The sequence below is a fragment of the Ferrovibrio sp. genome (genome assembly GCF_036381655.1).
Classification (GTDB): domain Bacteria; phylum Pseudomonadota; class Alphaproteobacteria; order Ferrovibrionales; family Ferrovibrionaceae; genus Ferrovibrio.
The window spans coordinates 1-11,952 of sequence record NZ_DASVCJ010000009.1 but is presented as its reverse complement, the minus strand read 5'-3'; the positions used below and the strand labels follow the sequence as shown (position 1 = coordinate 11,952).

11 protein-coding genes are annotated in these 11,952 nt (G+C 66.1%); 3 read left to right on the top strand and 8 right to left on the bottom strand.

Annotated features, from left to right (window positions below):
* The first annotated feature begins 1 nt into the window (after position 1).
* Positions 2-910 (top strand): MBL fold metallo-hydrolase, encoded by a 909-nt coding sequence (locus VF194_RS02215; protein WP_330887583.1) that lies wholly within the window; start codon positions 2-4, stop codon positions 908-910.
* A gap of 911 nt (positions 911-1,821) precedes the next feature.
* Here the strand turns inward: VF194_RS02215 and VF194_RS02210 are convergent.
* The gene (locus tag VF194_RS02210; protein WP_330887581.1) at positions 1,822-3,471 is read right to left on the bottom strand and encodes a 3-(methylthio)propionyl-CoA ligase; all 1,650 of its coding nucleotides are present in this window, start codon (positions 3,469-3,471) and stop codon (positions 1,822-1,824) included.
* A gap of 110 nt (positions 3,472-3,581) precedes the next feature.
* Positions 3,582-4,361, bottom strand: a complete 780-nt coding sequence (locus VF194_RS02205; RefSeq protein WP_330887579.1) for an enoyl-CoA hydratase/isomerase family protein — start codon at positions 4,359-4,361, stop codon at positions 3,582-3,584.
* 266 nt (positions 4,362-4,627) lie between these two features.
* On the opposite strand from VF194_RS02205, the gene VF194_RS02200 reads away from it, so the two are divergent.
* Entirely contained in the window at positions 4,628-5,377 is a 750-nt protein-coding gene (locus VF194_RS02200; protein WP_330887578.1) for a TorF family putative porin, read from the top strand.
* Here VF194_RS02200 and VF194_RS02195 read toward each other — a convergent pair.
* The gene (locus VF194_RS02195) at positions 5,367-6,011 is read right to left on the bottom strand and encodes a thiamine phosphate synthase (protein WP_330887577.1); all 645 of its coding nucleotides are present in this window, start codon (positions 6,009-6,011) and stop codon (positions 5,367-5,369) included. The genes VF194_RS02200 and VF194_RS02195 overlap by 11 nt on opposite strands.
* Positions 6,012-6,025: 14 nt before the next feature.
* Between VF194_RS02195 and VF194_RS02190 the strand changes: the two genes are divergently transcribed.
* Complete coding sequence (locus VF194_RS02190) at positions 6,026-6,724, top strand: YggS family pyridoxal phosphate-dependent enzyme (protein ID WP_330887576.1); 699 nt, start codon at positions 6,026-6,028, stop codon at positions 6,722-6,724.
* 4 nt (positions 6,725-6,728) lie between these two features.
* Here the strand turns inward: VF194_RS02190 and VF194_RS02185 are convergent, their stop codons facing one another.
* The 5 genes from VF194_RS02185 to VF194_RS02165 form a co-directional block, all read right to left on the bottom strand.
* Entirely contained in the window at positions 6,729-8,105 is a 1,377-nt protein-coding gene (locus VF194_RS02185; RefSeq protein ID WP_330887574.1) for a 4Fe-4S binding protein, read from the bottom strand.
* Positions 8,106-8,117: 12 nt separating this feature from the next.
* A complete protein-coding gene (locus VF194_RS02180; RefSeq protein ID WP_330887571.1) occupies positions 8,118-8,660 on the bottom strand; it encodes an iron transporter in 543 nt (180 codons plus the stop codon).
* Positions 8,661-8,836: 176 nt separating this feature from the next.
* Positions 8,837-9,124: a hypothetical protein gene (locus VF194_RS02175; protein ID WP_330887569.1), complete on the bottom strand. Its 288-nt coding sequence runs from the start codon at positions 9,122-9,124 to the stop codon at positions 8,837-8,839.
* A gap of 140 nt (positions 9,125-9,264) precedes the next feature.
* On the bottom strand, positions 9,265-10,839 hold the full coding sequence (serA, locus tag VF194_RS02170) for a phosphoglycerate dehydrogenase (RefSeq protein WP_330887568.1): 1,575 nt from the start codon (positions 10,837-10,839) through the stop codon (positions 9,265-9,267).
* Between the two features lie 71 nt (positions 10,840-10,910).
* Positions 10,911-11,952 (bottom strand): phosphoserine transaminase (locus VF194_RS02165; protein ID WP_330887566.1); only part of this gene is annotated, 1,042 nt, incomplete at its 5' end.

The window sequence follows — 11,952 nt, the reverse complement described above, 5'->3', positions numbered from 1 at the left end:
CATGGCCATTCCCTTCGTCAAGGAGCTTGCCTTCGATTACGGCGGCGTCGCCGCGCTCAGCCCGCGCGTGCGCCGGGTGATCGCCCGCAATCCCTCCGCCTTCACCTTTCATGGCACCGGCACTTATATCGTCGGCCGCGGCACCGTGGCGGTGATCGATCCGGGGCCCGACGATGCCGCCCATCTCGAGGCCCTGCTGGCCGCGCTGGACGGCGAGACCGTCAGCCACATCCTGATCACGCATACGCATCGCGATCATTCGCCGGCCGCCGCCGAACTGGCGCGCCGCACCGGCGCCAGAACCTATGCCTTCGGGCCGCACCCGCAGCCGAAAGGCGGCCTGGCGGTCGAGGAAGGCGGCGATCACGATTTCCGCCCCGACGCCATCCTGGCCGAAAACGATACCGTCACCGGCCCGGACTGGACGCTCACCGCGTTACATACGCCGGGCCATATCTCCAACCATCTCTGCTTCGCCTTGCGCGAAGAAGACGCGCTGTTCTCGGGCGATCATGTCATGGGCTGGTCGACCACGGTGATCTCGCCGCCCGACGGCAACATGTCGGACTATTATGCCAGCCTGCACAAACTGCTGCCGCGCGGCGAGCGCCGCTTCTATCCGACGCATGGCGCGCCGGTCGACGCGCAGACCACCGGCGTCGCCCCGCAGGCCTTCGTGCAGGCCCTGCTGGCCCACCGCGAGGCGCGCGAGGCGCAGATTCTTGCCTGCCTGAAATCCGGGCCGCAGACGATCCCGCAGATGGTGGCGGCGATGTATGCCGACGTGCCCGCGTACCTGCATCCGGCCGCCGCACGCTCGGTGCTGGCGCACCTCATCCATATGGCGAGCGATGGCCGGGTCAAAAGCGACGGCCCGGCCGACGAGCGTGCGGTGTATCATCTCGGGTGACGGCGAAGCGATCCGCCCGGCGGGGGGAACAGAGCCCGGCTTTGCCGGGCCGTGAAAAGCCGGGGTTGAGGTCTGCGTCCGCCAGGTGCGGTCGACCAGTGCGGTCGCCCGCCCCGCTTGGCGCAGGCGGCGAGCTGGCGGCGATGCCTTCCGTTCTCAGAGATTAGAACATAGGATAAAATAACCTTGACTGTAAGCCAAAATGTTCCTTTTATGATCTGACGACCGCCGCACCTGCTTCGCGGGACGACGGTCGCTGTTGTTGGACATCGTGGATCGGAACAGGCACTCCCAGGCTTCAAATGGGATTCCGGCTCGCGCGGCGCGGCGCAAACACGCCGCGCGAGCCGGAATGACGGTTGGTTGTTGTTGAAACGATCGGCCGTCACACAACCCCGCACGTCACCCCCGGGCGAGCCGGCCGTTCGCCGGCGAGACCCAAGGTCCCATTGGCTGGGGTGACTTTCAGGCTTTTCGTCGCTCCCGCCCAAGAAACTCTTCTTGGCGGGAACCCGGGGAGCTGCAGCCTGAGCATACGTCCCTGGCTCCCCGCCTTCGCGGGACGACGAGGCGCTTTGACGAGAGGGTGCGGCAGGACATCAAGGCCTTGCCGCGGAAGGCCAATCGCCTGGGCCAGGATTGGACTGGGCCGCGACCGGCTTTCTCCTGGCGCCGAAGCGGCATCGAATCGGCTGCAATGGGCTCGCAGCTGGCTCGCAACTGGCCTGCAGCCGGGCGGCCCTGCCGCAGCGCGGTGCAATCCCGGCAATGACTTAAAGAAAAAACCCCGGCGGAGCGCACCGCCGGGGCCATTTTTCATACGAGTGCGGTTCATGCGAGTGCGGCCGACCGGGCCGTCACGCGCCGCCATTTTCTTTGGCGCTGACGCGCCCGGGCTCTTAAGCGCCGGCTTAAGCGCCGGGCGTCGGCAGCTTGTAGTCCTTGTACTGCTCGCGCAGCTTGGTCTTGAGCAGCTTGCCGGTGGCGGTATGCGGCAATTCGTCGACCACGACGATGTCGTCGGGCAGCCACCACTTGGCCACCTTGTCCTCCAGGAAGCGCATGAGGTCGGCCTTGTCGATGCTCTGGCCCTGCTTGGGGATCACCAGCAGCAGCGGCCGCTCCTGCCATTTGGCATGGAAGACGCCGATCACCGCCGCCTCCTGCACGGCGGGATAGCCGACGGCGGCGTTCTCCAGATCGATCGAGGAGATCCATTCGCCGCCCGACTTGATCACGTCCTTCGAGCGGTCCGTGATCTGCATGTAGCCGTCGGGATCGAGGGTGGCGACGTCGCCGGTGGTGAACCAGCCGTCCTTGTCGAGCACCTGGCCGCCCTCGCCCTTGAAATAGCCCTTGGTGATCCAGGGTCCGCGCACCTTCACGTCGCCGAAGGCCTTGCCGTCGCGCGGCAGTTCCTTGCCGTCGTCGCCGGTGATCTTGATCTCGACGCCGTAGACGACGCGGCCCTGCTTCTGCTGCACGTCGAAGCGCTTCTCGTCCGGCAGGCTCATATGCTTGGGCAGCAGGTTGCCGGTGGTTCCCAGCGGCGACATCTCGGTCATGCCCCAGGCATGGATGACGTAGGAATTGAACTGCTTGGCGAAGCGTTCGATCATCGCACGCGGCGCCGCCGAGCCGCCGATGACCACGCGCTGCAGCAGGATGTCCTTCTTGGTGTCGAGGCTGGGATTCTGGTCGACATACTGGAAGAAGGCGAGCCAGACGGTCGGCACGCCGAGCGAGAAGTTGCACTTCTCCTCGCGCAGCAGCTCGTAGACGCTTTTGCCGTCCAGGGACGGGCCCGGCAGCACCAGCTTGGCGCCGCACATCGCCGCCCCGTAGGGCACGCCCCAGGCATTGGCATGGAACAGCGGCACGATCACCAGCGCGCTGTCGTAGGAGGACAGGCCGAGCCCGTCGCGGGTGCAGACGCAGTAGCTGTGCAGCAGGGTCGAGCGGTGCGAATACAGCACGCCCTTCGGGTTGCCGGTGGTGCCGGAGGTGTAACAGAGCGACGAGGCCGTCTTCTCGTCGAAATCCGGCCAGGCGAACTCGGCACTTTCGGCGCCGATCAGCTCCTCGTAGCAGATCAGGTTCGGAATCCTGCTGTCCGACGGCATATGCGCCTTGTCGGTCATCAGCACGAAACCCTTCACCGTCTTGAGCGCCGGCGCCAGCTTCTCGACCAGCGGCGCGAAGGTGAGGTCGAAGAACAGATACTGGTCTTCCGCATGATTGGCGATGTAGTCGATCTGCTCGGGGAACAGGCGCGGATTGATGGTGTGCAGCACGGCGCCCATGCCGGAGACGCCGTAATACAGCTCCATGTGGCGGTAGGTGTTCCAGGCCAGCGTCCCGATGCGGTCGCCCATCTTCACGCCCAGCCTGGTCAGGGCGTTGGCAAGCTGCTTCGAGCGGTCGCGCAACTGGCGGTAACCATAACGATGGATCGGCCCTTCGACGGTACGGGTCACGATCTCGGTATCGCCGTGATACAGCGCGGCATACTCGATCAATGACGAGATCAACAGCGGACGGTCCTGAATCAGGCCGAGCATCTACTTCCTCCCTCAGACACAGGTGCAGGTTGTTTATGTAACGCCAGTCTATGGGCGCGCCAGACGCGCTGCAAGCCGGAGGCCGGCGCTCAGGCGAAGGTTACGCCGCGTTAACAGCCGCGAAATTGCGGTTTTCGTTTCGCCAGGAAGGCGTCGCGGCCCGCGGCGAAATCGGCGCTGTTGAACAGCAGCGCCTGGCCGTCGGCCTCCTGCGCCAGCAGAGCCTCGAGCGGCTGCGGGCCGCGCGCCAGCACGGCCTTGGTGAAGGCGATCGGCAGCGGCGCCAGGGCGGCGAAGCGCCCGGCCAGGGCCAGCGCGGCATCCAGCGCCCCGCCCGGTTCGGCCACCTGGTCGGCCAGGCCGATGCGCAGGGCCGTCTCGCCGTCGATTTCCTCGGCCAGTATGAGCAGCCGCTTGGCCCAGCCGCCATCGACCCGCTGCGGCACCGTCCACAGCGCGGCCATGTCGGGCATCAGGCCGACCTTGTTGAACGAGCAGCAGAACTTGGCGTCGCGCGCGGCGACCACCTGATCGCAGAGCAGCGCCAGCGACATGCCGGCGCCGTAGGCATAGCCCTCGACGGCGGCGATCACCGGCTTCGGCCCGGCGAGCAGGAGGCGCACCAGTTCGTGCAGGCTGGCCAGGCGCTGCCGCCCGGCGACGCCGCCGACCGCCTGCATGGAGGAAATGTCGCCGCCGGCGCAGAAGGCGCCGCCATTGCCGGTCAGCACCAGGGCGCGGACCGCCTTGGCCGCCATCGCATCGCGGACCGCCTCGATCAGCTCGGCGCGCAGTTCGAGCGAGAGCGCGTTTCGCTTGGCCGGATAGTTGAGGCGCAGGATGCGCACCGCGCCACGTGATTCGATCTGCACCAGGGATGCTTCGCTCATGTCTCGCTCCATTTCGACGCGGTCTTTTGATTCGCCAGCCTAAAGCCGCTACCCTGCGTCAACGCAATACGCCCGCAGCATGGGTGGCGAATTTTTGGGTGGCGGATTTTGCCCATATTTTGCACAGACTGCCCGCGCTTCGGCATGAGTGTAACCGAAGAGACACAGTTTCCGCCGTCCAATCCGGAGCCATGAGAGAAGCATTTGTGGCGCAATTTCCGGTCTGCTTATCTTTCGCTCGGAATGTCATCTCGGAGGTAACATCGATGAAGAAAGTGGTCTTCCAGGCTGCCCTGCTGGCGATGGCCCTGATCGCCGGCCAGGCCAGGGCCGAGGACGATCGGCTGAGCGCGACCGCCACGCTCGGCGCCGTATCGGAATACTATTTCCGCGGAATAAGCCAGACCGATGGCAGCCCGGCGATCCAGCCCGGCATCGAAGGCGATTTCCAGATCAACGACACGGTGAGCGGCTATCTCGGCCTGTGGGGCAGCAACGTCAACTTCCACAATGGCACCAAGGCCGAGGTGGACGTGACCGGCGGCTTCCGCTTCACCTTCGATAAGCTCGGCTTCGATCTTGGCGTGGTGCGCTACGAGTATCTCGACACCGACAACGCGCCCAATCAGCCCTATACCGAGCTGAAGCTGCTCGGCAGCTACGATTTCGGCTACGTCATTCCGGTCGCCGGCGTCTACATGAGCAACGACTACTTCAACGGCAGCGGCCGCTCGATCTACTATACCGCCGGCGTGACCGTGCCGATCCCGGTGACCCAGTTCGAACCGAGGCTGGTCGCCAATATCGGCCATCAGGTGATCGACGACAATGCCGCTTTCGGCACGCCGGACTACACCGACTGGAATGTCGGCCTGTTCGCCTCCTACTGGGGCTTCACCGCCGGCATCCAGTATGTCGACAACAACCTGAGCAGCAGCGAATGCTTCGGCGGCGGCAACGGCAGCCTCTGCGCCGCCGCGGTGATCGCCTCGCTGAGCTACGGCATCACCTTCTGATCCCCGGCCGGTCAGGCCGGCATTCGGCGAGCGCCGCCATCCCGGCGATGGCGGCGATTCCCGTTTTGGGGACAGGCCGTAGCCGTTTCAGCGTCGCGGCATCGATCCCGCCCAGGGCATAGACCAGCAATCCCCGGCGCCGGGCCTGCGCCGCCAGGGCGGCGAACCGGACCGGCCCCAGCGCCTTCGCCCCCGGATGGCTGGCGGTCGCGAAGACCGGCGAGATCAGCACGGCAGCGGCGCCGCCGCGCGCTGCCCGGGCGATCGCTGCGGCATTGTGGGCGGCCGCGGTGACCAGCCAGCCGCCTCTCGGGCGCCGGCGCCCGTGCAGCATCCATTCCGGCAGATGCAGCCCATCGGCGCCCACCGCCTGCGCCAGCGGCGCATCGCCGGCAACCAGCAGGAACAATCCGCGTTGGCGGCACAGCGCCGCGATCTGGCGGGCGAGTTGAAGCCGCGCTGCCCGCGGCAATTCGTAATGGCGGAACAGCACGCCGCTGCCGCGCGGAAGCCGCTCGATCATCGGCCGCGGATCCGCCATGCGCCGCAGATCGGTGACCGCCAGCAGGCGCGGCGCGGCGCGGGGCTTTCGCCTGCGGCCCGGGATTGCTAGCGTGCGGCCCTGCCTTTTCATTCCAGCACCGTGCCATGACCGACGCCGCCCCGGAAGCCTCTCAGATCGCCGCCAGTCTCGCCGCCGTGCGCGAGAAGATCGCCGCCGCCGCAGTGGAAGCCAAGCGCGAGCCCGCGGCCGTCACCCTGATCGCGGTGGCCAAGACCTTTCCCGCCGCGGCGGTGCAGGCCGCCCTCGCCGCCGGCCAGCGGCATTTCGGCGAGAACCGCGTGCAGGAAGGCATGACGAAATATCCTGCCCTGCGCGAACGCTGTCCCGATCTGGTGCTGCATTTGATCGGCCCGCTGCAGACCAACAAGGTCAAGCAGGCCGTCGCGCATTTCGACGTGATCCACACGCTGGACCGTCCCAAGCTGGCCGAGGAACTGGCGAAGGAATTCGCCAGGAGCAACAGGCGGCTGCCCTGCTTCATCCAGGTCAATACCGGCGAGGAGCCGCAGAAGGCCGGCTGCGCGCCGCAGGATGCGGACGCCTTCATCCGGGATTGCCGCGACCGCCTCGGCCTGCCCGTGGTGGGGCTGATGTGCATTCCGCCGGCCGAGGAAGAACCGGCGCCGCATTTCGCGCTGCTCAACAAGATCGCGCGGCGCAACGGCCTGGGCTGGCTCAGCATGGGCATGAGCGGCGATTACGAGACCGCCGTGCAGCTTGGCGCCACGCATGTGCGGGTCGGCAGCGCCATCTTCGGCGGGCGCAGCTATCCGGCGCGCTGACCGGTTACCAGATCCAGAACAGCAGGCCCCAGCCGCCGGCGGCCAGCAGCGCGGCCAGCGCCATGCAGATCGTCGCCGCCGCATTCCGCGCGATGCGCCAGGCGAGCCAGATCGACCACAGGACGGCGCCGGCCAGCAAGGCGGCGCGCAGGCCGCCGACCCACGGCAGCGCCAGGCCTTCCGAGCGCAGCATGGTGACGCTGAGCGCCGACAGGCCGAGAAAGACGCCGCAGCCGGCAATCGGGATCAGCGCCTGCGCCAGATGATGGAAGCGCGGCCAGGACCAGGCGCCGCAGGCACGGGTGGCCAGGGCCAGCAGGCCGGCCAGCATCGTCCCCATGGTCAGTGCGCTAGCGGCGATATAGGCGAGCAGCAGCCCGCCATCGAGCAGGGTCATCACGTCGTTCTGCGCCGGGTAGTTGGTCAGCAGCCACCATGGCGCCGACTGCGCCAGCGGCCAGATGACGCCGGCATCGACCAGCCGCTCGGCGACCGCCTGCTTGGCCGCGATGAACCAGGGGCTGGCCGACCAATGGAAGGCACCCATCGCGATGCCGAGCAGCCCATACAGGATGAGTAGGGTCTGCCAGGCATCCGGCTGCCCGCCGGCAACGGCGACAATCTCGTCATTCGGCGCGCGCAGCGTCAGGGCGATGGCATCGCGAAAGCCGCTGCAGCGGCCGCACATATGGCAGTTGCTGGCGCCGCGCATGGTGCGGATCGGCACCAGAGGGGCGCAATTGGGTGCCGCAGCGGCATGGCCATGCGCCGGCGCGCGCTGCCAGCGCTGTTGATCGACGCGGTAATGCAGCGGCGAGAGCTTGGACAGCAGCGCGAAGACGCCGTTGACCGGGCAGAGATAACGGCACCAGACGCGCTTGTTGCGGCCATACAGCAGGCCGATGGCGATGGCGGCCAGCGTCGAGCCGCCCAGCACCAGCAACACGGGCCGGGGATACTGATAGACGCCGACGAGCTGACCATAGACCGTCGTCAGCGCGAAAGAGACGAACGGCCAGCCGCGCCAGGTGAGCCAGCGCGGCAGCGCATAGGCCTTGCCATGCCGGCTGGCGAATTCGCTGAGGGCGCCTTCGGGACAGAAGAAGCCGCACCAGGACCGGCCGACCACGATCATGCTGAGCAGCACGAAGGGCCACCAGATGCCCCAGAAGGCGAACTGGGCGAACAGCGTCAGATCGTTCCACAGATGCGCGGTGCGGTCCGGCAGCGGCAGGAAGGCCGGCACGGCAACAAGCACGAGGTAGACAACCACGACGCCCCATTGCATGCGGCGGATGGCGCGCTGGTGGCAGCGCAGCCATTCGCCGAATTGCCGCGCCGCCGGCTGCGAGCGCGCGATCAGAAAAGCGCCGACATTCATTGCCGGATGCGGTCAGTAGGCGCCCTTCTTGCCCGTTCCGGCGAAGGTGAATTCGTAGTCCACCGTAATCGGCTTGAACCAGGGCTCGACGCCGGTCTCCCTGTCGACGTGACGGCCGAAATGGGCAGTATGGTTTTCGCTCGGCGGCAGGATGGTCAGCCGAAGCTTGTACTTGCCCGGCCCCATCAGTTTCAGGTTATCGCCGTAATGCGGCCCGTCGGCAGCCACCATCGGCATCAGGTCGCCTTTCAGCACGTCGGGACCGCCGAGCTTGGAGAGCTCGTAGCGCACGACGAGATACGGCAGCCAGGCGTCCTGTGCGAAACCGTTTCTGTTATCCTGGGTGGCGTGAATATCGGCCTCGAGATGGATGTCCGATTGGGCGGCGGCGCGCATCATGCCTGGCGGATCCATTTCGATCGGCTGCAGATAGACGGCGGCGATCTCCAAGCCGTCGCGGGTCTGCAGCTCGCCGATCGGGTATTCCCTGGCCTGAGCGGAAAGACTGCCGCCGAGCAGCAAGGCGGTGACGGCCATTGCGGTAAGCAAGCGCATCGATGTCCTCTTTGGGATGTCTGGCGGGGCGATGCGCATGGTGGCAAAGCCCGCCGACTACCGCAATTGAAAGTCATTCGCGTTTGTGTGGCATGGCGCCGCAACGATGACCTTGATCAATTTTTCAGGTCAATTTCTCAGGGGAAAATCCGCAGCCGGCCGGCTGCGCCCGGCCGTTACTGGCTTTTCTTGGTCGTGCCGCCCGAGGCCAGCGTCACCTTGTCGCCGGCAATCACGAAGGTGACCGAACCGTCGCTGGTCTTATAGGTCCATTGTTCGATCGGCCCGAGCTTCTGGATTTCGGTGGGCCGGCCGATCGCCTTTTCCAGGTCGGCTCGCGTATCGGCATGCTCGGCCTTTTTCAGCGTCTCCTCGGTGGAGGACGGACCGCAGGCAACCACCGCCAGCGGCAATGCCAGCGAAAGCACCAGACGGGCCAGACGGGAACGGACTGATCGGGCCATGCATAGGCTCCTTGGACAGGCTCCTGGAATACGCTCCCAGGTACGCTCCCAGGTACGCTCCTGGAGAGGTTCCGGGATGCGGAACCAAGCCAGTTAACCGGCTTGGTCCGCCCCCGTAAAGCTGTGAATCGACGTACGGCTCAGAACTTCAGCGGCGTGGCCTGCCGCACGCCGGGGATCTGCTTGACCTTCTCGGCCACTTCGGCCGGGATCTGGCTGTCGACCTCGACCAGACAGATGGCGTCCTGGCCGCGCGCGGCGCGGCCCAGATGGAAGGTGGCGATGTTGATGCCTGCATCGCCCAGCACCGTGCCCAGCCGGCCGATGAAGCCCGGCTTATCCTCGTTGGTGACGTAGAGCATGTTGGGCCCGAGCTCGGCATCGATGTCGATGCCCTTGATCTCGACGACGCGCGGCTTCTGGTTGGCGAACAGGGTGCCCGAGAGATGGCGCACCTTGTCGGCATGGATCGTCACCCGCATCAGCGTGTGGTAGTCGCCCCCGCGGTCATGCTTGACCTCGGAGACCTCGATATTGCGCTCCTTGGCCACCAGCGGCGCGTTGACCATGTTGACGCTGTCGAGCTGGCGGCGCAGCAGGCCTTCCAGCACGATGGCGGTCAGCGGCCGCGTGTTCAGCGTCGCGACATGGCCTTCGTATTCGATCATCACCTTGGTGAGATTGGCTTCCGCAAGCTGGCCGACGAAGCTGCCGAGCTGCTCGGCCAGCTTCATGTAGGGTTTCAGCTTCGGCGCATCCTCGGCCGAAACCGAAGGCATGTTCAGCGCATTGGTCACCGCGCCGGTCAGCAGATAGTCGGAAATCTGCTCGGCCACCTGCAGTGCGACATTCTCCTGCGCTTCCGTCGTCGAGGCGCCGAGATGCGGCGTGGCGATGAAGCGCGGATGGTTGAACAGCACGTTCTCCTTCGCGGGCTCGGTGACGAAGACGTCGAAGGCCGCACCGGCAACCTGCCCGCTATCCAGCGCCGCCTTGAGGTCTTCCTCGTTGACCAGGCCGCCGCGGGCGCAGTTGATGATGCGCACGCCCTTCTTGCACTTGGCCAGGGCCCTGGCGTCGAGCATGTTGCGCGTCTGGTCGGTCAGCGGGGTATGCAGGCTGATGAAATCGGCCCGCGCCAGCAACTCGTCGAGTTCGACCTTCTCGATGCCCAACGCCGTGGCGCGCTCCGGCGTCAGGAACGGATCGTAGCCGACCACCTTCATCTTCAGGCCCTGGGCGCGATCCGCAACGATCGAGCCGATATTGCCGCAGCCGATCAGGCCGAGCGTCTTGCCGTAGAGCTCGACGCCCATGAAGCGGTTCTTCTCCCACTTGCCGGCCTGCGTCGAGCGGTCGGCCTGCGGAATCTCGCGGGCCAGCGCCATCATCATGGCGATGGCATGTTCTGCCGTGGTGATCGAGTTGCCGAACGGCGTGTTCATGACGCAGACGCCGCGGGCGGTCGCAGCCGGGATGTCGACATTGTCGACGCCGATGCCGGCGCGGCCGACGACCTTCAGCTTCCTGGCCGCTTCCAGCACCTTGGCGGTGACCTTGGTGGCGGAGCGGATGGCGAGGCCGTCATACTCGCCGATGATGGCGATCAGCTCGTCGGGCTTCAGGCCCGTCTTGATGTCTACCTCGACGCCGCGGGTCTTGAAGATATCGACGGCAGCGGGGCTCAGTTCGTCGGAGATCAGAACCTTGACCATGGGAATAGTCCTCGAATGTCGGAAAGAGGGAATGCGGGTGCGATCGCGCGCACCCGCTCAAAGCTGTCGGATCAGGCGGCCGCGGCCGGCTTGAACGTGGCCTTCACTTCGGCGAAGGCCCAATCCAGCCAGGGGCAGAGCGCTTCGATATCCGAAGCCTCGACCGTGGCGCCGCCCCAGATACGCAGGCCCGGCGGGGCATCGCGGTAGGCGCCGATATCCAGCGCGACGCCTTCCTTCTCGAGCAGCGCGGCGATCTGCTTGGCGGCGGCTTCCTGGTCCTTGGCGCCCAAGGCGGTGAACCAGGGATCGACCACTTTCAGGCAGATGGAGGTGTTCGAGCGGATCGCCGGATCGGCGGCGAGAAAATCGACCCAAGCGGTCTTCTCGGCCCATCTGGTCAGCGCGGCGAGATTGTCGTTCGAGCGCTTGATCATGCCCTTCAGGCCGCCGACGCTCTCGCCCCATTTCAGTGCGTCGATGATGTCCTCGACGCAGAGCATGGACGGCGTGTTGATCGTCTCGCCCTTGAAGATGCCTTCGATCAGCTTGCCGTCTTTCGCCATGCGGAAGATCTTCGGCAGCGGCCAGGCCGGCGTGTAGGTTTCGAGGCGCTTCACGGCGCGCGGGCTGAGCACGATCATGCCATGCGCCGCCTCGCCGCCAGTTGCCTTCTGCCACGACCAGGTGGTGACATCGAGCTTGGACCAGGGCAGGTCCATGGCGAAGACCGCCGAAGTGGCATCGCAGATGGCGAGGCCCTGGCGGTCATCGGCGATCCAGTCGCCGTTCGGCACCTTCACGCCGGAGGTCGTGCCGTTCCAGGTAAAGACGACATCGCGATTCCAGTCGACCTGTTTCAGATCGACGATCTCGCCATAGCCGGCCTTCAGCGCGCGGACATCTTTGAGCTTGAGTTCCTTGCTGATGTCGGACGCCCAGCCGGAGCCGAAGCTGTCCCATGCCAGCACGTCGACGCCACGCTCGCCCAGCAGCGACCACAGCGCCATCTCGACGGCGCCGGTATCGGAGGCCGGCACGATCGCTATGCGATGGTCGTCAGGGACACCCAGCAGCTCGCGCGTGAGGTCGATCGCCAGCTTCAGGCGTGCC